The sequence below is a fragment of the Halorhabdus sp. SVX81 genome (genome assembly GCF_029207715.1).
Lineage (GTDB): Archaea > Halobacteriota > Halobacteria > Halobacteriales > Haloarculaceae > Halorhabdus.
In genome coordinates this window covers 2,835,165-2,858,204 of the sequence record NZ_CP104322.1, presented here as the reverse complement: position 1 = coordinate 2,858,204, position 23,040 = coordinate 2,835,165, and the positions used below count along the sequence as shown (strand labels likewise).

20 protein-coding genes are annotated in these 23,040 nt (G+C 64.8%); 10 read left to right on the top strand and 10 right to left on the bottom strand.

What is annotated here, in order from left to right; translation table 11 throughout:
• Positions 1–16 precede the first annotated feature (16 nt).
• Together SVXhr_RS14290 and SVXhr_RS14285 are read left to right on the top strand one after the other, a co-directional pair.
• On the top strand, positions 17–1,258 hold the full coding sequence (locus SVXhr_RS14290) for a transposase (protein ID WP_275738188.1): 1,242 nt from the start codon (positions 17–19) through the stop codon (positions 1,256–1,258).
• A gap of 67 nt (positions 1,259–1,325) precedes the next feature.
• The gene (locus SVXhr_RS14285; protein WP_275738186.1) at positions 1,326–1,901 is read left to right on the top strand and encodes a response regulator; all 576 of its coding nucleotides are present in this window, start codon (positions 1,326–1,328) and stop codon (positions 1,899–1,901) included.
• A 445-nt stretch (positions 1,902–2,346) separates the two neighbouring features.
• Here the strand turns inward: SVXhr_RS14285 and SVXhr_RS14280 are convergent, their stop codons facing one another.
• The 5 genes from SVXhr_RS14280 to SVXhr_RS14260 all read right to left on the bottom strand — a co-directional run bounded on the left by SVXhr_RS14280 (position 2,347) and on the right by SVXhr_RS14260 (position 7,019).
• The gene (locus SVXhr_RS14280) at positions 2,347–3,669 is read right to left on the bottom strand and encodes a DUF6498-containing protein (protein ID WP_275738184.1); all 1,323 of its coding nucleotides are present in this window, start codon (positions 3,667–3,669) and stop codon (positions 2,347–2,349) included.
• Positions 3,670–3,743: 74 nt separating this feature from the next.
• A complete protein-coding gene (locus tag SVXhr_RS14275) occupies positions 3,744–3,947 on the bottom strand; it encodes a helix-turn-helix transcriptional regulator (protein ID WP_275738183.1) in 204 nt (67 codons plus the stop codon).
• A gap of 3 nt (positions 3,948–3,950) precedes the next feature.
• The gene (locus tag SVXhr_RS14270) at positions 3,951–4,367 is read right to left on the bottom strand and encodes a DUF2178 domain-containing protein (RefSeq protein ID WP_275738181.1); all 417 of its coding nucleotides are present in this window, start codon (positions 4,365–4,367) and stop codon (positions 3,951–3,953) included.
• Positions 4,368–4,483: 116 nt separating this feature from the next.
• Entirely contained in the window at positions 4,484–6,220 is a 1,737-nt protein-coding gene (locus SVXhr_RS14265; RefSeq protein WP_275738179.1) for a hypothetical protein, read from the bottom strand.
• Positions 6,213–7,019: an ABC transporter ATP-binding protein gene (locus SVXhr_RS14260; RefSeq protein WP_275738177.1), complete on the bottom strand. Its 807-nt coding sequence runs from the start codon at positions 7,017–7,019 to the stop codon at positions 6,213–6,215. Before SVXhr_RS14260 ends, SVXhr_RS14265 begins: the two co-directional genes overlap by 8 nt.
• 614 nt (positions 7,020–7,633) lie before the next feature.
• Here SVXhr_RS14260 and SVXhr_RS14255 point away from each other — a divergent pair.
• The 3 genes from SVXhr_RS14255 (at position 7,634) to endA (ending at position 10,093) form a co-directional block, all read left to right on the top strand.
• The gene (locus tag SVXhr_RS14255) at positions 7,634–8,062 is read left to right on the top strand and encodes a hypothetical protein (RefSeq protein WP_275738175.1); all 429 of its coding nucleotides are present in this window, start codon (positions 7,634–7,636) and stop codon (positions 8,060–8,062) included.
• Positions 8,063–8,207: 145 nt separating this feature from the next.
• A complete protein-coding gene (locus SVXhr_RS14250) occupies positions 8,208–8,963 on the top strand; it encodes an endonuclease NucS domain-containing protein (RefSeq protein ID WP_275738173.1) in 756 nt (251 codons plus the stop codon).
• Between the two features lie 83 nt (positions 8,964–9,046).
• The gene (gene endA / locus SVXhr_RS14245; protein ID WP_275738171.1) at positions 9,047–10,093 is read left to right on the top strand and encodes a tRNA-intron lyase; all 1,047 of its coding nucleotides are present in this window, start codon (positions 9,047–9,049) and stop codon (positions 10,091–10,093) included.
• A gap of 27 nt (positions 10,094–10,120) precedes the next feature.
• Here endA and SVXhr_RS14240 read toward each other — a convergent pair whose 3' ends face one another.
• Positions 10,121–10,576 carry a hypothetical protein gene (locus SVXhr_RS14240; RefSeq protein WP_275738169.1) on the bottom strand — a complete coding sequence of 152 codons (456 nt, stop codon included), beginning with the start codon at positions 10,574–10,576 and terminating at the stop codon, positions 10,121–10,123.
• A complete protein-coding gene (locus SVXhr_RS14235) occupies positions 10,573–11,085 on the bottom strand; it encodes a helix-turn-helix domain-containing protein (RefSeq protein WP_275738167.1) in 513 nt (170 codons plus the stop codon). Before SVXhr_RS14235 ends, SVXhr_RS14240 begins: the two co-directional genes overlap by 4 nt.
• A 320-nt stretch (positions 11,086–11,405) precedes the next feature.
• Between SVXhr_RS14235 and SVXhr_RS14230 the strand changes: the two genes are divergently transcribed.
• A complete protein-coding gene (locus tag SVXhr_RS14230) occupies positions 11,406–13,019 on the top strand; it encodes a tryptophan--tRNA ligase (RefSeq protein WP_275738165.1) in 1,614 nt (537 codons plus the stop codon).
• 115 nt (positions 13,020–13,134) lie between these two features.
• On the opposite strand, the gene SVXhr_RS14225 is transcribed toward SVXhr_RS14230, so the two are convergent.
• A complete protein-coding gene (locus SVXhr_RS14225) occupies positions 13,135–15,060 on the bottom strand; it encodes a rhomboid family intramembrane serine protease (RefSeq protein WP_275738163.1) in 1,926 nt (641 codons plus the stop codon).
• A gap of 242 nt (positions 15,061–15,302) precedes the next feature.
• Between SVXhr_RS14225 and SVXhr_RS14220 the strand changes: the two genes are divergently transcribed.
• The 4 genes from SVXhr_RS14220 to SVXhr_RS14205 all read left to right on the top strand — a co-directional run bounded on the left by SVXhr_RS14220 (position 15,303) and on the right by SVXhr_RS14205 (position 21,566).
• The gene (locus SVXhr_RS14220) at positions 15,303–16,757 is read left to right on the top strand and encodes an MATE family efflux transporter (RefSeq protein WP_345799517.1); all 1,455 of its coding nucleotides are present in this window, start codon (positions 15,303–15,305) and stop codon (positions 16,755–16,757) included.
• Between the two features lie 970 nt (positions 16,758–17,727).
• Positions 17,728–19,233 (top strand): phenylalanine--tRNA ligase subunit alpha, encoded by a 1,506-nt coding sequence (locus SVXhr_RS14215; protein WP_275738159.1) that lies wholly within the window; start codon positions 17,728–17,730, stop codon positions 19,231–19,233.
• The gene (gene pheT, locus SVXhr_RS14210) at positions 19,233–20,963 is read left to right on the top strand and encodes a phenylalanine--tRNA ligase subunit beta (RefSeq protein WP_275738157.1); all 1,731 of its coding nucleotides are present in this window, start codon (positions 19,233–19,235) and stop codon (positions 20,961–20,963) included. Before SVXhr_RS14215 ends, pheT begins: the two co-directional genes overlap by 1 nt.
• A gap of 399 nt (positions 20,964–21,362) precedes the next feature.
• A complete protein-coding gene (locus tag SVXhr_RS14205) occupies positions 21,363–21,566 on the top strand; it encodes a hypothetical protein (RefSeq protein WP_275738155.1) in 204 nt (67 codons plus the stop codon).
• A 35-nt stretch (positions 21,567–21,601) separates the two neighbouring features.
• Here SVXhr_RS14205 and SVXhr_RS14200 read toward each other — a convergent pair whose 3' ends face one another.
• Together SVXhr_RS14200 and SVXhr_RS14195 are read right to left on the bottom strand one after the other, a co-directional pair.
• A complete protein-coding gene (locus tag SVXhr_RS14200) occupies positions 21,602–22,654 on the bottom strand; it encodes a quinone-dependent dihydroorotate dehydrogenase (RefSeq protein ID WP_275738153.1) in 1,053 nt (350 codons plus the stop codon).
• Positions 22,655–22,692: 38 nt separating this feature from the next.
• Positions 22,693–22,890, bottom strand: a complete 198-nt coding sequence (locus SVXhr_RS14195) for a hypothetical protein (RefSeq protein ID WP_015789425.1) — start codon at positions 22,888–22,890, stop codon at positions 22,693–22,695.
• Positions 22,891–23,040: the final 150 nt, after the last annotated feature.

Genomic DNA, 23,040 nt, shown 5'->3' with positions numbered 1-23,040 from the left:
TAACCAATAGATAGCGATGGAATACAGCTACCGCTACCAAGCTTACCCGACACAAGCGGTAGCGGAGCGGCTGGAGCACCATCTCGATGTTCATCGCCAACTCTACAACCACGTCCGCTGGGATTACGAGAATAGCCCCGCGGACGACAAGCCGAGCGAGTACGAACAGAACAACAAACTCCCCGAGTGGAAGCGCAAGTGGCCGCTATTCAGTGATCTACACTCGAAAGCCGCCCAAGCCACCGTCGCACGCTTCCACCACAATCTCACTGTCTTGAGCAAACTCAAGGAGAGGGGGTACAACGTCGGTCGGCTCACACGCCAAGCGCCCAGTGATTACCGGAGTGTGACGTACAACCAAAGTGGTTTCGACCTCGATGAAAAGAGGGGCCACGACAAAGACGCGTACGTCCGCTTCAGTAAGATTGGGTGGGTGAAAATCCGCTACTCACGTCCAATCCCTGACCACGCCACGATTAAAGAAGTCACGGTCAAACAGGAGACAACTGGCGAGTGGTTCGTCTCTTTCGGGCTGGAAATCGACGATGCTGCCCTCCCCGAGAAGCCTGACGTGGACTCGTTGGACGCGAGCAACAGCGTGGGTATCGACCTCGGCATTCTCAACTACATCCACACGTCGGACGGAACGACAGTGGAGTGGCTTGATCTCGAAGACGAATACGAGCGTCTGCGCCGCGAGCAACGCACCCTCTCACGAAAGGAGAAGGGGTCGAACAACTACGAGAAGCAACGGAAGCAGGTCGCTACGGTGAAGCGTCGGATTCGTCGCAAAGTGCTGGACTACCAGCACAAGATAACGAAGTATCTCGTCCGTGAGTATGATGCGGTGTTCGTGGAAGATCTCAATGTGAAGGGGATGCTTCAGGGCGATGGAAACGCCCGGAACAAGCAGAACGCGGCGTGGCGACAATTCATCACGCTCCTCGAATACAAGGCCGACCTGCACGGCACGCACGTCGTGCAGGTCGAACCCGAGGGAACAACCAAAGAGTGTGCTCGGTGTGGCGTGGAAACGGCGAAACCCATCTGGATCAGGGAACACTCCTGCCCCTCCTGTGGATTCGAGACGGATAGGGACGCGAATGCGGCGATGAACGTGTTGCAGAGAGGCTTTCAGGAGTTAGGGCTGGGATGGCCCGAAGACACGCCTGTTGAGACTGTGACCGCTACGGACACGATTCAGTTTGAATCTGTGTCTGCAAGTCACGTCGTGGAAACAGGAAGCCTGCCCTCGTGAGAGCAGGATTCCCCGCGCCACCGTGCGCGGGGAACATTCAAGAGCGGTCGCCGCGGAACTGTGCCCGATGGGTGCCACCGACGAACTCCCGAACGCGCTGGTGGTCGACGACGAACGGGAGGTCGCGGACGCCTACGCGCTCCGCCTGCGCGGGCTCTGTGACGTCGAGACTGCCTACGACGGCGAGACAGCGCTGGAGACCGTCCGCGATCGCGAGATTGACGTCATCCTCCTCGATCGGCACATGCCCGGCATATCCGGCGACGACGTGCTTGAAGAACTCGCGGCGATGACGTTCACCGGGCGGGTCATCATGGTCACGGCGATCGATCCCGACTTCGACGTCCTCGACATGCCGTTTGACGACTACCTCTGTAAGCCGGTCGATCGCGAGGACGTCCGGGCGGCCGTGACTCAGCAGTGTACCATCCTCGGGTACGCGACGCTGGGGGAGTACTTCAGCGTCGAAGCGAAGCGACAGGTCATCGCGGCCGAACTCCCGGCCGATCAGCGCGAGTCCCACGAGGCCTACCAGCGCAGGCAGGAACGGTCACGGCGGCTTGAACGACGCGTGCGCCGACTCCTGGGGGAAGCGACGGAACTACTCGACGCCTTCGACGACATTGCGCGCGAAAGTGGGTGATCGCCGTCGGAAACAGAACGGAAAACAGGGCGGGTTAGGGTGGGAAGCGACAACCGGCGGGCAAGCCGGGGCCGGATACTGGCCCCCCGCCTCCGACCTGGGCGGGCACAGGCGGCTACGCGGTGATGGGCCGTCAAACAGTGGCCAGCGTTTCCGGACGTGAAACAGTCTCTGACGGGTCGTTTCGGGGCCGGTCTACGGGTTCCGGGACGAAATCAGCGTCCCGTGTGTCCGTGCGTGTTCTGTTCGTGGTCACGGGAGACGTGCTCGCGCACGTCGGAGAGCGAGTCGAACCGTCGGGGACAGTGGGAACATTTCAGGAGCGGCATCGTGACACCTCCACGTTTCACCGTATTCGACCCACGCTCATATACCTGACAGAAGGTCAAAGGGGCGTTTGAACCGCGTTCGGCGGCGGTGTTGTCCGGGGGCCCAACGCACCCGTTCACTCACCTGCGCTGTCGTCGAGATGCCACGAGAGTCCGAGCGTCTCCGTGATCGACCGGGGATCCGAGAGATGCGGGACGACCATCGCAACGCTCTCGTTGGCGTCGTCGTCGGTATCGACCATTTCGGGACCCGGGACGAACAGCTCCATCGTCGTGTCGTCCGTCAAATACACGTCGAAATCGAGAGTCTCAGTTCCGAGCAGGCGATCGATCAGTCCTTCCGAGCGCGTGATATCAGTGATCGCATGCTTCTCTACTTTCGCCTGTGGTTCCCCGAGGAGACGGTCGTAGGCCACGAGCACGTCGTCGTAGCAGTGGTATTCGAGCGTCCCGTACCGGAGATAGCGCGTGGTTGCTCGCACTGCCACGAAGAACCCGCCCAGGCCGAGGCCGACGACGACGATCCCGACGCTCGACGCGAGCACGCCAAAGCCGACGATCAAAGCGGTGACGAACCCGATCGCGCCAGCCAGATAGGCGAGCCCGTGAAGCAGGGCATCGACGATTGCCGCCGTCCGACTCATCGATGTCCGGAGACCCGGTTCCGCGTCCGGCGTCTCGACGGGTTCGGGTTCGATCTCGGTGCGTTTGCTCCCGTAGAGCCGGGAGAACAGGCTCCGGCGGTCGTCGTCACGTTCGAGTCGGCTCGCCCGGATGTCGTAGGCGAGTTTCCCGACGGCGAGGACCAGCACCGACCGCCGGGGATCGAGGATTGCAGTCGTCTCCACGGTCGATTCAAGCGAGAGAAAGGCCATGAACAGGAGGCCGACGACGAAGAGGTACTTGAAGGGAACGAGCAGCAACGAGCGAGGGGAGTGCTCGCGATACCCGTTTCCACGGAAGTACTCGCGGTAGGTGTCGATCCCGCGGGTGAGAAACACCGCGGCCCCCCCGAGGAGGAACGCAGCCGCGTCGGCCTCGGTGACCGTCGGCCGCGTCAGTGCGAAAGCGACGAACGCCAGTCCGACGACGACGGGTGCGATGACGACCGCGAAGACGAGCGTCGGGACGTTCCGCGGGTACACCGGCGGGAGCCGCCCCGGCACTCCGACCGCACCGCGTTTCTCCTGGAGTGGCCCGAGCAGCCTGAAGCGGTCGTCGATGGCGTTGTTGGGTCGCTTGTGGGCGAAGGGGATCTTGACTACGGTCCAGACGCAGATCGCCGCCAGCTCGGCCTGGTAGACGAGCAACAGGGCCGTCGGCGACCACCCGAAACAGAGGACGCCGGCGATCGGAAGGAGGTTCCCGACGACGACGGGGAGGTCACGGAGCCACGCGGGAGCGGGCAACGAATCGATGGTGGAGGGCGGGACGCGCACGTGTCGGGGTCACAGGTGGCGATCCTCTTCGGTTTGTCGGTCCAACGGGTCGACGGCGGTGGAAAGACCGACTCTCATGGGTCGATCTCGACTGGATCGAAGATGTCCTCGATAGCGCAGTCGAAGTGCTCCGCAAGGGCAAAGGCGAGTTCGAGCGACGGGTTGTAGCGATCACGTTCGATCGCGTTGATCGTCTGACGCGTCACGCCGACCGCCTGCGCGAGGTCGCCCTGGCTCACGCCTTGGGCTTCCCGTCGTTCGGAGAGGTCATTACGCATGGGTCAGTACTGTCGTTTGACGATCCCGAAACAGACGCCGTACAGCAGGAACAGCGCCGAGAGCGTGAGGACGATGCCCGAGACGACGCCCGGGATCTCGAGGACGTCGCCGGCGTCGAGAACGTAGACTGCCGGCAACACACTCAACCCGACGACCATCGTGATCCCGATGAGTAGCCCGCTGGCCCGGTTGTGGAGTTCGTAATCGCGCTCGTCCTGCAGTGTCCTGTCGCTCCAGACGGGCCCAACCACGGCAATGCCGCCGGCGAACCATGCACCGACCATGTAGACGACGGTACCGGCGAGGTGCTGCCCAACCGCCAACCCGGCGAGGAGTGCAAGGATGGCGACGGCGGCGATACCGTAAACGAGCCCCCGGTAGCGTTGACGGGTCAGGTTCAGTACGTTTCCAGTAGTCACGGTTGAGCCTCGTTGTCGTCAAGGCTGTTTTACACCGCGATCATAAAGTTGGTGTCATCCGCCGTCGGGAGCGGACCGCACGATCGGTACCGACGGATGGCGTCGATCGGACACCGTTACGGGAGACGATAGGTTTCGAGCCGATGGACGGCGAGTCGGTACGCGAGCGGGAGCGCGAGGGCTGCACTCGCAAGGGCGAGCCACGCGACCGTCTCAAGCATCCCTGCACCGATATCGAGTCCGAACGGCAGCCACTGCGACACCAGGGCAGACCCCAGAACCCGAGCGGTCCCGTCGGCGACGAATGCGACAGCGAGGACGACCGTACTCAGCACGATCGAGAAGAGGGTGTAGGCACGCTTGCTCGGCGGGACTGCCTGTCGAGCCCCGTCCAGACTGATCCCCTCGAAGCGCGGGAAGATGGACCCGATTCCGGTCGCGAGGACGGCGCTTCCCGCGACAGCACCGACGCCGGCGAGGGCGAGGGAGGCCAGCACGGCCAGGGAACTGTCGGCCAGGTAGCCAGCCCCGAGCGCGATGCCGACGGTCGGCGGAGCGGCGACGAGCGTGGCGGCGACAACGGTGCCGTGGACGACGTGTCGGCCCCGTGCCGGGGACGTCAGCAGCCTGGGCAGCGTCCCGCCCTGGTTCCCCAGTGGATTCAGCGGCACGACCGCGCCGGCCGCCCACGCCCCGTACCAGACGACGAACCAGGGAACGTACCACGGGACGGTGCCGGTGGTCACCGCACTCTCGACGAAGAGGATCCCGGCCAAAAGCGGCGGAGCGACGAAGACGAACTGGAACGGCGACCGGACCGCCCGCCTGAGCGTCGTACTTGCGACGCCACGCGTCGCGGGCGTTCGACAGAGCACGTCGAGCACGTCGTCAAGCCGGGAGTCGGGGGCCGCCGGCAGATCCGGGTCCTCGTCGTCAGTCCTGCGGGCTGGATCTGCGAGCCACGCGTAGCGAGCGATCGGGACCGAAAGGATCGTTCCACCGACGACGACCAGCGGGGCGACGGCGAGGAGCCAGAGAACGCCGGCGACGGGTACGCCGGCACCGGGCGTCGTCACAACGGTGAGATGCCCGAACCACGTTAGCGGGGGCGAGGTCAGAACTGGGTGGAGGGAGACGACCAGGGTGACCAACTCGCCGGTCACCGAGAGCGTGACGTACGCGAGGCCGATCCCGACGCCGAGCACCGTCGTCAGCCGCTTGAGGTTCGCCGAGCGGCGGACCACACCCTTCAGCGCCAACCCGACCGGGTAGCCGACCGCCGTCGCAGTCGTCGGTATGAGCACGGCCGCGCCGGCGACTCCGACCAGCGGGAGTGGTGAGCCAGTCCCGACGACAAGTCCCGCACCGCCGGCCAGGCCGAGACCGATCGTGTACACCGAGAACTTCGCGGCGGCCGACAGCAGGAGTCCGCCCACAAGGTCCGGGGCGGGTCGGATCGTGAGGTACTGTCCGCCGTGATCGAGATCGCCGTTCGTCCCAAAGGCGTCCCCCGCGAGGAAGACCGCCAGGAAGACCCAGACCACGCTCGTCGCCAAGACGAGCCACGTCGGGAGTCCCTCCCCGGCGGCGATCGCCGCGCCGACGTCACTCGCGATCGCGTACGTCTGGACGAGGAAGAACGCGCCCATCACGCCAACGACTGCGCTAAAGGCGAGCCAGAGATCCTGGTGTCTGACCCAGCGATACCCCCGCAACAGGTCGATCCGGGCGACCTCCAGGCTCCGGGCCGGGACCGGCAGGAACGAGTACAGCCACCCTCCCACCGACCGGACGCCGCGGTCGCTCGACGCACTCGTCGAGGACCGCGACAGCACAGACGACTCCTCAGCCATCCGCCCCACCTCCGCCGGCGGCTGCCTGGGTGGTTGCCGACGATGCCGGTTGATCGGCGGGCGATCCGTCCCGTTCGGCAGTGATCTCGAGGAAGGCCGTCTCGAGATCGGGCGACGCTTCGGCCCGTCGCTTCAATTCCGCGGGCGGGGCCTCCGCGACGAGCGTCCCCTCGTCGATGACGCCGACGGTGTCGGCCAGTTCCTCGACGACGGGCAGGATGTGCGTCGAGAGGAAAACGGTCATCTCCCGGGTGACGAGATCGGCGATCGTGTTTCTGACGGTGCGGGCGGCGCGCGGATCGAGGCCGGCGGTCGGTTCGTCGAGAAAGACCACGTCGGGGTCGTGAAACAGCGCCGCGATGATCCCGACCTTCTTGGTCATCCCTGTCGAGTAGGCTTCGATCCGGCTATCGGCGTCTTCGAGCAGGCCAAATCGACCGAGGAGCGTCTCGATCCGCTCGTCGGCTCGCTCGTCGTCGATTCCGTGGAGACGGGCGACGTGACGCAGGTGCTCCCAGGCGGTGAGTTCCTCGAAGATTGGCGGGTCGGCCGGGAGATAGCCGATCCGTTGGGTCAGTGCCGGCCGGTTCGAGATCGGCACGCCCGCAACCGTCCCGGACCCGGCTGTCGGTTCCGAGAGGGAAACCAGCATTCGCATGGTCGTGGTCTTCCCGGCTCCGTTCGGCCCGAGAAATCCGTAGACGCTTCCTCGCGGGACCGACAGCGAGAGGTCATCGACCACGGGGTCCTCGCCGTAGCGCTTCGTGAGGCCGTCGGCGACGACAGCTGGTTCCGTCATTGTGGCTCCCTCCTCGAACATGGGACACCGGGCGTTCGTCGACCACATGGCGATGCGTGCTGTGGGGACCGTGTTGGGGCGGAGTCGTCCGTCATGGGTGTAAACAACTCTTTACAGTAAAGCATGTTTTACACAGGGGGATAAATGTGATGGTCGGATTGCTCGGGGAGCACCGCCGATTCAATCGCTGCAGACACACTGAGTAGCGACTACCGCAATGCGACGAGGCCGTCGATCTCACCGAGCCGGTTGCGTACCCCATACTTGCGTTTCCGCGTCACACCGATAGCATAGCTTGCACGGTTTCCGAATCCGAAACGCCGAACAATCCGTATATCTCTTGGCGGCAAACGCCGGAACGGACGTCCTGTCGACGACCGTCCAGCAAGCCCGTCGATCAGTGCGACCCAGTCGAGCCACATCAGACATTCAATCCATGCGCCCTCCCTTCGCCCTCGTCGTGATCGCCGCCGTCGTCATCGTCCGTCCCCTTCAGGTATCACTCCGTCCGGGGTGGTGGGGATACTCCCGCCGTTGCTGTAACGGCCCCGGAACTGACAGACAGTTCCCGTCACCGATGACCCGAGACACCACCATCCGCGAAACGAGAGACGATGTCTGACAGACGACAGTTTCTCGGAACAGTCGGGAGTTTGCTTGGCATCACGTCCATATCAGGCTGCTTCGGGCTAGTGATGACCGACAGTGCCGATCCGATCTATCCGGGCGGCACGGTGGTGATCGAGAACACGGCCGCGCGTTCACTTCCGGTCTCGGTAACGGCCGTCGAAGACCGATACGAAGCGTCCCTCGAAACGATCGTTCCCGCCGGCGAGACCCGGGTCCGGCGCGAATTCGTTGCTGCCGAGGCCGGGGACCTCGTTACGCTTGCGGCACGCCTCGGCGACAGTGGGGGCCCATACCCCTTCGAATTCCTCCCGGCCGGCGGCGAGAACAACGCCCGGCCGGAAGTCGCCAGGCTGACGATTCGAAACGCTGTCGAGCCGAGGGCTGATTGGACTGCAGAGCGTGCTTCGCGGTGACCCTCTCGCTGGGCCGTGCCCGTGCTCACGCCGGGATCGACCGCTGCACTTCTGCAACACCGTCGATCAGCCGTCTGTCGTTCCGTTCGCCGTCGCCCGTCAGTCCGGCCGCGCGTTTATACCGGAGGGGGCGGCCAACTGGCGTATGCACGATGGCATTCACGTCGTCGCCGGGGAGTGTACGACTACGTTCGACGGTTCTCGCGTCCGCGAGCACGAACAGCGCGGGCAGGTCCTGGTCGTCGTCAAGCCCGACAACACCGTTCTGGTCCACGACGCCGAGGGCTACCAGCCGGTCGCGTGGCTCACGCGCGCCGAGACGGTGACCATCGACGGCACCCACCTCGCGGCGACCGACGGCGACCAGCGCCTCACCGTCGAGATCCACGACGAGACGGCGAGCGGTCGCTACCCTGCCAGCGCCGCGGGCTCCCCCGTCGGCGAGTGTCCTGACTGCGGAGCGGCCCTCGTCCGGGTTACCGACGCCGTCGCCTGCACGGGTTGTGACGCCCGCCATGGACTCCCCGGCGACGCCGAAGTCATCGACGATCACTGCGAGTGTGGCCTTCCGAAAATGCGAGTCGAACGCGGTCGAGCATTCGAAGTCTGTGTCGACCGCGACTGCGAATCGATGGACGACGCCGTCGCCGAGGTCTTCGACCGCGAGTGGGACTGTCCGAACTGTGAGGGCGATCTCCGGGTTCTCCGTCGCGGCGGCTTGCTCGCAGGTTGTGAGCATTATCCCGAGTGTGACACCGGCTTTGCGTTCCCCGCCGGCGTCGTGGTCGGCGAGTGTACCTGTGGCCTTCCGCTGTTCGAGACCGCCGGCGGGCGGCGGTGTCTGGACGCGACCTGTGAGGCCTGGCGGGACGGTTCGGGCGGCGTTCCGGCGGAACCCTGACACGGCGATGGGCCGTTTCCCTTCGACCGGCCGCTGTGGGCTTGGACCGTAGCGCCTTTGCCCGCCCGCCGGCAGGTCAGACCATGGAACTGGTCCGTGAGGGAGACGTGGTCCGCGGGGGTAGCGAGGCTCGCGAGCGCTTCTATGACTCCCATGGGTACGGTCATGTCGAGGCTGGCGGGCTGGTGTTGGCACCGGTCGAGGCCGCCCATCTTCTCTACCGGGGTGACGTCGAACACGTCCGGGATGCCACAACCGGCGACGCGTTGGACTTCCGGACGCTCGTTTCCTCGGCCGCCGTCTCGGAGATCGACGTTCTCGTCTACAAGGACCTCCGGGATCGGGGGTTCTACCTCTCGCCCGCCCGCGAGGGCTGGGTCGACGATCCGGCAGGGGCCGACTTCGTGGTCTACCCCCGTGGGCAGGGGCCCTGGGACGACGATGTCGCCTATCGGATCCGGGCAATAAGTGAGCGGACGGCCGTCTCCGCGGCCACGCTGGGGGATAGCGTCCTGGCAGTCGTCGACGAGGAGTCGGCGATCACCTATCTCGAAACGGGCCACCCCGAGATCGGCGGCTCGACGACGGTCGACCTGTCGACCGGGGTCGCGGCCGACCTGCTGGGCGACCGAGTCCTGGTCTGGGACCCGCCAGAAGCACTCTACCACGAGGGGTTCTACGGCCAACCGCTCGACGACGAGACGGGCGAGCCCCTCCAGCTCTCGCTGATCGAGGCCGCCGCGTTGGCCCGCCAAGGCGTGCTCGACGTTGAGGGCGGTGCGGACGCGATCATCGAGTGCGGTCGCGAGGTCGAGGGCGAGCGCTTCGACCGTCGACTCGCGGTCTATCGGGCACTCCGCGAGCGTGGCGTCGTGCCCAAGACGGGCTACAAGTTCGGCGCTGATTTCCGGACGTACGCCGACGTCGAGACCGTCGACTCGCTGGGCCACTCCGAGTTGCTCGTGCGGGTGTTACCGGCGGATCACGCTTTCACGCCGCGCGATCTCGCGCTTGACGTCCGACTGGCCCACGGCGTTCGCAAGCGGATGGTGTTCGCGCTGGTGGCGGAGGCTGACGCGGACGGCGACCCCCGAATCGAGTGGCTCGAAGTCGGGCGACTGACGCCGTGACGGTATTGGCCGTCCCTCTCTCGTCGATCAGTCGTCTTCATGAAGTGCTTCGAGACGTGATTCGATCCACTCCAGGACAGTAAAGAGGACGCCGAGATGGTGTGATTCGTCGATCCCGGATTCCTCGATACCCGCGGCGTCCGGCGGTGGATGGACGTGTGCTCGTGGTGCCTCGGGCTTCGGGTGGCGGTCCCATCGGCATTGCCAGTCGTCTCGTTCGTGGGTTTCGAGATAGTGGAACGTGTAGTCCCCACCCTCGAACCAGCGAACGTCCAGTCGGACGTCAGTGACTGATCGAGGGTACTGGCTGGCGTCGAGATGGACTTCGAGCAGCCGAGGCGACATCGAATCCGGATCGAACGCCCACGCCGTGACGAGCGGGTGTGTCTCGGCGCGTCGGGCAAGCAAAGAGAGCGTCGCCACGTCGAGCGCTCCACTCGCCTGATCGTGGCGGGATCCACCCGCCGTCTCGTCGTCGTTCACGCCCGCGCCTCGCCGTCGAGTCGTGTCTCGGCGCGCTGGACGGCCCGACGCAGGACACGGATATCCCGACGAACCGTCCGCCACTCGCTCAATCCTTCCCAGTGGTCGTGGAGTGCGTCGTGATCCTCGGTTTCGACATCCTCGCTCGTGACGGCGTCGGGCTCCGGGACGCCGTAGCGCTCCTGGAAGGCCTCGTCCTCCTCGAGCAACGAGTCCACGCGCTCGCGGAGCTCGGCCGGCCGGTGCTCCCGGGCGAGGCGCTCGACGCGCTTCCAGGTCAGGTAGGCGTCGTTGCGCCGGTACGTCGCGGGCCGCCCGTCACGTCGCTCGGCGACTCCCATCTCGACGAGTTGCTCCAGGGATTCTCGGGCACCCGTCTCCGAGCAATCGGCTCGCTCGGCGATCTCGCCGGCGGTGCCCGGTGATTGGGTGCCGACGATCACGTCGTAGACTCGCTGAAACGTCGTCCGCTCCTCTCGCCACCGGCTGCCCGGGCTCGTATCGATCATACGATTGATACGGCGTAACGAGTTATATATGTTTCCACGACCGGATATATTGTCTTTGTGGCGATGTCCTGCCTGTTGGATCGTTCAGGCGTGTTGTGATCCACTCTCGGGCGTGTCGTCTCACAACAGTTAAACCCCTGCTGGTGGAGACGTACGCACATGGCGTCCACTTCCCCCGACGTCCGTCGCTGGCACCCCCGGGAAGTGGACAGTGTCGCCGTCGCCGGTCGGCGGGCGTAACTCGTCGCCCGGCGGGCGATGCTCCCTCCGCTTTCTCGGCCCGGTGGCTTCGAGGACCAACCACACGAGACACGACACCAATGACGCGAGATTCACACACCAACGACGAACCGACAGACGACCGACGGCGTGAACAGGCTTCCCCCCGACTCCGCACTGACGGCGGCGCAGCCGCCGGTGCCGACGACACGACCCTGGATCCGTGGGGCTCCTCGACGGTCGCCGACTACCGCAACCTCTTCGAGGAGTTCGGCATCGAGGAGTTCGACGAAATCCTGCCCGATGTCCCTGCGCCCCACTATCTGATGCGCCGCGGGGTCATCTTCGGCCACCGCGACTACCGGCCGGTCGCCCGCGCCATGCGCGACGACGACCCATTCGCCGTCCTCTCGGGATTCATGCCCACCGGCGACCCCCACATCGGCCACAAACTCGTCTTCGACGAGATTATCTGGCATCAACGCCAGGGCGGGGACGCCTACGGCCTCATCGCTGATCTGGAGGCCCACGCCGCCCGCGGACTCACGTGGGACGAGATCGACGAGCACGCCCGGGATTACATCCTCTCGCTGCTCGCGCTGGGCTTCGACCCGGAGGAAGGGACGCTCTATCGACAGTCCGAGAACCGCGAGTTGCAGGATCTGGCGTTCGAACTCGGCGCGGAGGCCCGCTTCGCCGAGTTCGAGGGGATCTACGGCTTCGACGGCGAGACCGATGTCAGTCACATGCAGAGCGTCGTGACGCAGATCGCGGACATCCTCTACCCGCAACTCAAGGAACCCAAGCCGACCGTCATCCCCGTCGGCCCGGACCAGGATCCGCACATGCGCCTGGCGAGAGACGTCGCGGCCCGGATGCGCTATTTCGGCGTCACGAAGGCCTACGCCTCCTTCGAGACCGACGACGAGGAGCGAGCCCTGCTTGCGGAGGCCTACGAGACGCTTGCCGGCGACCATCCGGGAGAGACGATCCGGTGTGGCGACGCCGCGACCTACCTCGACAACGAGCGTGATCGCGACGCGACTGACGGTGGTGCGATGACCAAAGATCGCCTCATCACGATGCTCCGGGAGGCCGGCAAGGAACCGCTCCGCCCCCGCGTCCGGTTCCTCGACCGCAACGCCACCGAGGAGGCCTTCGAGGCCCTGATCGAGGCCATCGACGGCGAGAAGCGCGTCTACGACGAGCACATCGACGCCTTCGAACTGGATCACGAGGCCGCCGCGGCACTCGCCCGCGAGGTCGAACTCGCCAACGGCGGGTACGGTTTCCAGCCGCCGTCGTCGGTCTATCACCGCTTCATGACCGGCCTCACCGGCGGGAAGATGTCCTCGTCCGTTCCGGAGAGTCACATCAGTCTGCTCGACGATCCCGAAGACGGCTACGACAAGGTTCGTGCGGCGACGACCGGCGGCCGTGAGACGGCCGAGGAACAGCGCGAACTCGGGGGCAAGCCCGACGAGTGCCCGGTCTACGAACTCTACGCCTACTTGCTCGCGGATGACGACGACGAGTTCGCCACCGAGGTCTATGAGGAGTGTGCCGGCGGCGAGCGATTGTGTGGTGGCTGTAAGGAACAGGCTGCCGAACTGATGGAGTCTTTCCTCGAAGATCACCAGGAAAAACGCGAGGAGTGGACTGAGAGACTCGACGAACTCGATATCGACTTCGATTCGAGCCGTAAACGAACTTGATCGACCGCCCTCGATTCGCTACTTCTGCCACCGGGTGAGTCCGCCTCACCTGCCGATCCGAACCCCTCGTCTCGGTTTCCCCCTTCACCTCATTCGCCAGCAATTCGCTTCGGCATCAGTTGGTCGCGTTACCCTCGACGCTGGCGATCCGAACGCTTGTCGTCCCCGAAACGGCCCTGATCGACCGGGTTTCGTTCTCCTCGGACGCGACGAACCGGAGCGACCCGACCGACGTGGACGCGTTGGCAGCCGGGAGCGGGCGCGACCCGACGAGTGTTCCGTTCCGGCGCACCCGGAGTTCGAAGCCGTCCGCCGTCGGTGCAACCGCGACCCGGCGACCGTCGATGCGGGCGTCGGCAGTCGCGGGGGCCGATCTGAACGACCGCGTCGTCGTGCCCTCCGTGCGCAGGTCGACGGCGTAGACGCTGTCGTTCCCCACGACGCTGACCGCCTGCTGTTCAACATCGACTGTCTGCTCCCAGTCGAGGCCACCGACGCGGACGGTCGCCGACCCGTCGTGGGCCAGTCGATCCGGGCTGACCGCCTCGATCCAGACCGCCCGGCGCTCGCTGGCGACGATGACGCCGCTCGACGTCCCGTCGAAGATTTCGCTGTCCCAGGTGAGTGCTCGCCCCTCGCTGACGTTCTCGGCGTAGGTGATCGTGTAGTCCTGTATCTCGACCTCGCCGGTGTCCGCCAGCGAGGCCGTGCTCACGGTGGCCGGGCTGAACAGGAGGCCGAGCAGTGCGACCACGGCGAGTGCGCCAAGGAGCGTCCCGGTTGCCTTGCCTGGACGGGGGATCGACGGCACTGGAACGCGTCCGACCCAGCCGCCCGTCGGCACCGCGGCGATGAGGTGGCCGAGGGCCCATTTCAGGAGTTTGAGCACCAGATAGCCACTGCCGGCGACGACGCCGAGCGCTAACGCTCTGGCGGCCAGTTCCGAGATCGGCTCGACGAGGACGTACGCCACGAACGTGAGTCCGACGATCAGTCCCTCCCGGACCCACGTCGGAATCGAAACGGCAGCGACCCGACGGCGGAGTGCTCCCGGAATCACGCCGGTGTCGATATCCGGTTGCCAGGACAGCGACTGAAGCGCGCGTGGGGCCGAGATCTCCGGCCGCGCGCCGGTCGCCGCAAGCGTCACCAGGAGCGTCCCGAGCAGTACCATCACGACGCCCGCACCGCGATACAACACGTAGACGCCCTCGCCCCCGGAGCTGACCACCAACCACAGCGACTTCGTGAGGGCGAAGGCGATCACCGCGCCGAACAGCCTGACCGGTTCCGGCGTCCAATCGTACCGACGGAGGAGCCCGATTCCCAGCAGGATGCCGATGAGGAAGCCCAGCATATGGCCCTGGAAGGCGATCCCGGCCCAGGCGGGTGGCGCCGGCGGGCCGACCGACCGCGTCGCCTCGACGACCGGCTGTTCGGCGGCGTCGACGAGGACTCCCAGCGCGTCGTGGGCGACGATGGCGAGGACGGCAGCGAGCGGCCGCGTCATCAGAGCGAACCCAGCGAGGGCGTAGACCGCCCCCGAGTAGCCAAGGACCCACCCGAGGACGAACGGCGAGGGGACCACGGCCAGGCCAATCATGCCGAGCGAAATCAGGAGGATCCGGACTCCCGGGCGACGCAGTCTGTTCCACCGTCGGGAGGCAGTGTCGTCCCTGTCCCGTGGGTAGTGACCGACGGCGTGCTCGACGATCGCGCCGAACACAAGCAACCCCGTCACGTTCCCGAGCAGGTGAGCGGGACCGGCATGTGCCAGTCCCGACGTGAGGAGTCCGACCGGTTCGAAGAGGCTCCAGGAACGGAAGGGGATCGTCAGTGGCTGGCTCCAGTGTCCGAGGCCGCTCTGGACGAACAGGTAGAAGCCGACGACCAGCGCCGCCGTCGCGAACGTCGCCCAGGGGACCCCCCGGACGAACCGATCCCGGGTCAGAGACTCCCAGCGCCCGCGACCGCCGACGAACCACCAGTAGCCACCCGAGAACACGACGACTGCGGCCAGGAGGACCATCCAGGGTATCATCCGATTGGCCCTGTCGGACAGTGCGTGCTTGAATCGTTCGATTCTCCAGATCTTCGCCAGTGGTGTCTACGACGGAACCACCCATGAACCCGCAGCCGGCCGGACAATCCGAACTGCCGTCCGCGAATGGGTACCTCGCAGTGATATTCGCGGAAGATGGGAAGACCTTTTTCCGCTGCCGTTGAACGAACAATCACTTCGTGTCTCGTCCCGAGTCCTCGATCGACAGCGCCGTCCAGTCGATCAAGCGTACCGGCTCCCGCGCAAACCCTGTCCGAGGCGTTATCCTTCTCATCGGCCTGGGGCTTGCCCGCCTCGGGTTGATCGACGCCGAGCGGGCACGCAAAGCGACGGATCTCTCCTGGCCGCGTGTGGTCACTGGGATCGCCCGGATGTCGAAAAACGCGGCCGACGTGGCGATGGTCGGGGCGGCCTCGGGGATCGCCACCAAGCCGGCGATTTCGGGTGTCGGGCTGGCCGGCCCGTTCTGGGGGCTGGCGTTTGCTTTGGGCGGCGGCTTTGCCGCCGGGACGATCGCCCTCGTCTCCCAGCGATTCGGGGCCGAGGAGTTCGGCCAGCTCGGCCAGGCCGTCCGTTCGAGTTTCGTCGTCGTCGTTGCGGTGACACTCCCCGTCGGCGCGGCCTTTTGGGTCTTCCCCGAGTGGCTCATCAGCCTGCTCAACAGCGATCAACCGGTCATCACCTACGGCGCGACCTACCTCCAGATCCTCGGCCTCGGCGTCCCGTTCGCGGGGCTCAACCTCGTGGGCAGTCGCGTCCTCATCGGGGCCGACGACGCCCAGATCCCGATGATACTCCGTGGCGGCGGTGCGGTTCTCAACATCGTCCTCAACGGCGTGTTCATCTTCGGGATGGGAATGGGCGTGGCCGGTGCGGCCTGGGGGACCGTCGCGGCCAACGTCCTCGTCACGTCGCTGTTCATAGTCGGGCTTATCGCCGGCTGGCTCCCCGGTATCGGCCAGTTCCCGGTCTCGGTCTCACCGCGTGGGACGTACTTCCATTGGGACGACATCACCGATGTGGTCTCCATCGGCACGCCCGTCGTCGGCCGGAACATGACCTGGACGGTCGCCCGCTTTCCCATGCTGTTCATCGTCGGGATGTTCGGGACGACCGTCCTGACGGCGTACACTGTCGCCCGGCGCATCTGGGGACTGATGAACGTTCCCGGATGGGGGTTCGGCCTCGCGGCGTCCAGTCTGGTCGGCCAGCATCTCGGCGAGGACGACGAGGAGACAGCCGGGGTCTACGGCCGGGAGATCGTCCTCATGGCGGTCGCGACCTACGGCGTCTCGGCCGCAGTCGTCGCCCTGGTTGCTCGGCCAGGTGTCGTTCTGCTCGGGGCCGAGGCCGAGGTCATTCCGATCGCCGTCGGCATGGTCTTTGCCGGATGCCTCGCGATCATTCCCCAGGGCGTCAACAGCACCATCGCCGGGGCTCTGGACGCCAGCGGCGACACGAACTGGCCGTTCATCTACCAGACACTCGGCGTCTTCGCCGTCTCTATTCCCGCCGCGTATCTCGGTGCGAAGACCTCGATCGGCGTCTGGGGCATCTACGTTGCCTTCCTCGGCGAGACGCTCGTACCTGCCATCGGGAACTACTACCGCTTCTCGACGGGCAAGTGGAAGGCCATCAGCCGGGAGTACCGCCCGGAGACGGCGCTAGACGACTGATCGCTGCCGACGCTTCCTTCCGTTGCTGGGACCGAGCAAACCACAACGGAAAAACTATAGCGGAAAAATACAATAGCCACGAAAATATGATCGAAGATAATGAACACGATGTGAGAATAACTCGGATCATCTATGTCCTTTTCGCGATTCAACTCACGATCATTGGTGTGGCCTTCGATCCATTCTGGCCACTCATTCCTGTTGGTGTCGCGATAAGCCTCATCGCGATAATCCGTCCGTAGCTGCTGAAGTTGATCCGGAGACGTTCGTCTTTTGGGGGGTTTACCCCTTTCGACTGGGAACTGGAAAGCTATCAGCCGGGAGTACCGCCCGGAGACGGCGCTGGACGACTGAACTAAATTCGTTCGCAGCCGTATCCGTGCCCCTCAGATCCACTCGTAGCCACGTTGATAGCTGAGATGATACGAGAGCACGAGGACGACTGGCACCAGTGCACCCACTGTGTACAGCTGGGTGAGTGGGTCGGGTGGAGTCATGATTGCAACGGTAGCGTGCCCAACTAATCCGAGGACCAACACAGACATCAGGAACTGAGAACCTTTCGACGCCATCTCTTGTTGTTCAATATTCCACTCGAACTGTCTTAAAGGCATCCGTGAGTCAGCCTGGGCCTGGATCGGGTGCTCTCGCAACGCTTTTGTGTGATGGCTTACCAACCCAGGGATATGGCACCGAACGCCCAGGACCGGTGGATCGCCAGCCAGTCGCGAGTCGGTCGGGCGTTCGGCTTTTTTGCCGCGTTCTGACGATCGGTGGACTTCTCGGCCCGGGACGACCAGGCCAGGGACGAAACCGGTCACCCGATCTCGTTGACGGTACGGTGACCGTCAACGCGACTCGCGGTTCCGTGGTCACCGCTCGCAATACCGTGGCCCTCACTCCGTTCGGGCCACGCTCTCGAAGTAAGAACCGTTAACTGAGCAACCCCAGTGTATTCCGACAACAACTGATGGAACTCCCGAGCGACCAACTCGCGGTGGTCGAAGCCGCGAGCGCAGACGACCGACGCACCGTCGAACAGCTGAGCGAGGAAACCGGCCTGGCCACCGCGGCCGTCACCCGCGCGGCCTTCGAACTCGAAGCCGACGGGCTGGTTGCCGTCACCGAAACGACCGACGAATCGGTCTCGCTGACCGCGGAAGGTGAGTCTTACCTCGACGTTGGCTTGCCCGAACACCGTCTCTATTCCGCTGCCGTCGAGGCCGGTGCCGACGAGGGGGGCGTCTCGATGGGGCAGGTCATCGGGGCCGCCGATCTCGATGGCGCGGCCGTCGACATCGCGCTGTCGAACTTCGCCCGGAAGGGCTACGGCGAGATCGATGCCGGGGAGATCACCGCCGAAGCAGACGTCGATCCCGACGCCGACGCGGAAGCCGCCGCCCTGAAGGCCATCGATGCAGGCGACGCTGTCGGGGACGACGACGTCCTCGATCAACTCGACCGCCGCGGACTGATCGAGCGCGACGAGCGGACCGTCCGGTCGGTCGAACTCACTGACGCGGCCGTAACGGAACTCATGGCTGGGATCGAGGAGGCCCAGGAAGTCGATCGCCTGACGCCCGATCTCCTCACCAGTGGCGAGTGGGAAGACGTCGAATTCGCCGACTACAACGTCGAAGCCGACGCCGAGGCCATCGACGGCGGGAAGATGCACCCGCTTCGCGGCATGGCCGAGCGCGTCAAGGAAGTCCTCGTCGGCATGGGCTTCGAGGAGATGAACGGTCCCCACGCCGACGCGGAGTTCTGGATCAACGACGCGCTGTTCATGCCCCAGGATCACCCCGCGCGCACGCACTGGGACCAGTTCGCGCTGGACGTGCCGCCGATGGACGACCTGCCGGACGGGGTCCGCCAGGATGTCGAGGCAGCCCACCGGGAGGGCGCTGGCCCCGATGGCGAGGGATATCACTCGCCGTGGGGCGAGGAGATGGCCCGCCAGGTCGACCTTCGTGGCCACACCACGTCACTCTCTGCCCGTCACCTCGCGGGCGTCGCGCAGGGTGATCTCGAACCGCCACAGCGATTCTTCTCCGTCGAGAAGGCCTACCGCAACGACGAGATCGATGCGACTCACCTCCTCGAGTTTTTCCAGATCGAGGGCTGGGTGATGGCCGAGGACCTCTCGGTGCGTGACCTGATGGGCACCTTCACGGAGTTCTACGAGCAGTTCGGGATCACCGACCTGGAGTTCAAGCCGACGTACAACCCCTACACGGAGCCGAGTTTCGAGCTGTTCGGCGAGCACCCGGTCACGGGCGAGGTCGTCGAGATCGGCAACTCCGGCATTTTCCGGCCCGAGATGCTCGATCCCCTCGGCGTCGAGTGTGACGTGATGGCCTGGGGACTGGCCCTGGAGCGACTCATGATGCTCGTTACCGGTGCCGAGGACATCCGGGACGTTCACGGGACGCTGGCGGATCTTGAGTACCTGCGAACCGAGGAGGTGCGTTACTGATGCCTACTGTCGACATCGATACCGACGAACTGCGGGAACTGACCGGCCACGGCGAGAAGAGCGACGACGACCTGCGCGATGATCTCTTCGAACTCGGCCTGGAATACGAGGGCGAAACCGAGGACGGCGAGTTGCGCTTCGAGTTCGAGCCCGACCGCCTCGATCGCCTCTCCGTCGAAGGTGTCGCCCGGTCGCTGCGCTACCAGTATGGGGATTCGCGGGGCGTCTACGTCCCGAAGACCAACGACGCCGACTGGACGATTCACGTCGAGGACGTGCCCGAGGAACGCCCGTATGTCACAGGGGCAGTCGTCCGCGGGCTGGATCTCGACGAGGCATCGCTGGACTCGCTGATCCAGCTTCAGGAAAAACTCCACGCGACGATGGGTCGCAAGCGTGCGAAGGGCGCGATCGGGGTGCACGACCTGACAATGTTGAAAGGCGGCGAGGCTGCCGACGATGGCGAGGGCAAGTCCGTCCGCTATACCGGGATCGACCGCGACGGCGACACCTTCGTGCCGCTGGAGGGCGACGCCGAGATGACGCCCGGCGAGGTCCTCTCCGAGCACCACATCGGCGAGGAGTACGCCGACCTCGTCGCTGAGTACGACACCGTCCCGGCGATCTACGATTCGATCGGGCTGTTCTCGTTCCCGCCAGTGGTCAACGGCCGCCGGACGGAGGTCTCGACCGACTCGCGGGACCTCTTCATCGAGATGACCGGCACCGACCAGTGGACGATAGACCACATGCTGTCGATTGTCTGCTACGCCCTGGACGCCCGCGGCGGGACGATCGAGGAAGTTCGCGTGGAGTACGAGGACTCGCCCGAGGAGTACCGCGAGTCGCTCCTCCGCCCCGATTTCTCGACGAAAACCAAGACCGTCGCCCACGACCGGATCGAGCGCACACTCGGGATCGAGCTGCAAGGCGAGGACATGATCGACCTCCTCGAACGATCCGGACTGGACGGGGAGTCTACCGAGACGGACGGGTCGCCAGCTTACGACGTCACGATCCCCCCGTATCGCGTCGACGTCCTCCACCCCGTCGACGTGATCGACGACATCGGGCGGGCCTACGGCTTCAACAACCTCGACCCGCGCTACCCCGCGGTCGGGACGATCGGCGGGCGGCACGAGCGCGCACGACTCGAGGAGGCCGTCAGGACCGCGCTGGTCGGACTCGGCTTTCAGGACCTGCTGAACTTCCATCTGACGAGCGCCGAGGAACTGCATGACCGCATGGGGATAGCGCCAGGCGTGGACGCCCTGGGTGACGGCGACCCTGTCGAGATCCGCAATCCCTACAGCGAGGATTACACGGTCGTCCGGACGTGGCTGCTCCCGTCGATCATGCAGGTCCTCGAGAACAACACTCATCGACGCTACCCCCAGGACCTCGCGGAGGTCGGGTTCGTCGCCCAGCGTGACGACGGCGCAAACACTGGCGTCGCCGAAGCCCGTCACGTCGCGGGCGCGCTCGCGCGTCACGACGTGTCTTACGAGGACGCCAAGGCTCGCCTCCAGGCGCTGGTGGCCGACTTCGATGCCGAACTGGAGACGCCACCCACGGCGCATCCCTCGTTCATCGACGGTCGGACTGCTGCCGTCGAGATCGATGGCGACGCGGTCGGCGTGATCGGCGAAGTTCACCCCGCCGTGCTCGTGGAACACGATCTGGAACTGCCGGTAGTGGCCTTCGAGTTCGACCTGGCGGCGTTGCAGTAAGCAAGCGGTTTTTCGCCCACGTTTTTGCGCGAGAAGCTTTGCTTCGAGCGGAAAAAGGTGGTTGAACACGATCTGGAACTGCCGGTAGTGGCCTTCGAGTTCGACCTGGCGGCGTTACAGTAAGCAAGCGGTTTTTCGCCACCGGGAGTATACGCTCCCGAGCTCACACTCGCTTCGCTCACGTGGACCACGCGCGCGAGAAGTGTCGATGTCGATGGAAAAGCCGGCAGTCAGTGGTGGGATACTCATTGCCACGGGTGTTAGGATTATAATTTAACTCTGCAGTATGGATTTAGGTTGGATTGTATTACTTTGTCCGATAATTCTGTGAGATGACGCCAGTATTTCCGGTACAATCCGATATATAAGGAAACAACTGTTATAGGGAGTTGAGTAACGATGTCGACCACCGACGACACCGCGACGCCCGCATTGCCAGCCAGTTCTCGCGAGACGGATCGCGAACTGGACCGGGCCTACGATGACCAAGACGATCCGTCGATCCTGACGGTGTTTCCGGCTGACGCCGAATGGCCGGAAATCGGAACAACGTGGATCTCCGTTGACGTAGACTACGCGGTGTCAGCGGCCGACTGGCGATAAGAACTCTTCTCGGAGTATTCTGCTCGGCTCTTTGCCTATAGGTCCGCACCGACGGCGTCCTCGACGCTGTCGAAGCCGTCGCGTTCGAGTAGCGTCGCGAGCCCGCGGTTGACGTTCCGGGCGATCGTCGGCCCGCGGAAGATGAAGCCGGTGTAGATCTGGACCAGGCTCGCCCCGGCACGGATCTTCCGGTAGGCGTCGGCTGCAGTGAAGACGCCGCCGACACCGACGACCGGGACGTCCGTTCGGCGGGCGACGAACTTCACCATCTCGGTCGCCTGTTCCTCGATGGGTCTGCCCGAAAGCCCCCCTTCTTCGACACGGTCCGGACTGGTGAGCGTCTTCGGCCGGTCCGTCGTGGTGTTGGTCGCGATCACACCGTCGAGATCGTACTCCTCGACGAGCTCTAACGTCTCCTCGATGGCTGGCTCCGGCAGGTCGGGCGAGAGTTTCACCAGGAGCGGACTCGCGCCGGCGTCTTTCAACGTGCCGAAGATGTCTTCCAGCGACTCGCGGTTCTGTAAGTCTCTGAACCCCGGCGAGTTGGGACAGGAGACGTTGATCACGAAGAAATCGCCACCCTCGGCAACCTGCTCGTACGTGTAGCGGTAGTCCGCGGCCGCCCCCTCCATCGGCACGTCTTCGCTTTTGGCGAGATTCACGCCGACCGGGATCGAGACGTCGGTGTGATCGAGACGCTCGCCGATGACGTCCGCGCCCGGGTTGTTGAGCCCCATCCGGTTGATGACTGCTTCGTCCTCGACGAGTCTAAACACGCGCGGGCGCGGGTTTCCATCCTGGGGCTCGGCAGTGACGCCGCCGACCTCGACGTGACCGAAGCCGAGCGCACCCAGCGTGCCAGGTGCCTCGGCCGTCTTGTCGAAGCCGGCCGCGACGCCGATCGGGTTTGGGAATTCACACCCGAAGACCGACGTCCGCAGCCGATCATCGTCGACACCGAATGCGCGGACGAGGGCCGATTCGATCGGCGTCCCGTCGACGAGCGACAGTCCCTCGTGCGCGAGCGCGTGTGCAGTCTCGGGTGATAGCTTGAACAACAGCGGCTTGGTGAGGTTATAGGGGTTCATGGTATGTCGATCCCGGGTGCGGCCAACCCGCGAAGGGCCTAGAAGTCGTGTTCGACGTCCTCCGGGTTTGCTTTCTGGATGATGATCTTGTTGTCCCGGACTCTGACGAACACTTCGTCGCCGATCTCCATCCCGGCGACCGCCAACTCGTCCTCGTGAAGGTTGATGTGGACGTTGTGGTATTCCCCGTCCTCGTCCTTCGCGCCACTTGGGCTGAGCTTCTTCTTTCGCACCATCGCGGTATCTTAACCTGTGGTTGGCCGGAGGACACACTTAAGCCTACCGTGCCGTCCGTCTCAGGCGCCTCATACTGTGGACTCTGGGACATCGGTCTCAATGGGGCGCGCGCGAACCGCGCGCTGTCGGTCGAATGCCAGAAAATCGGG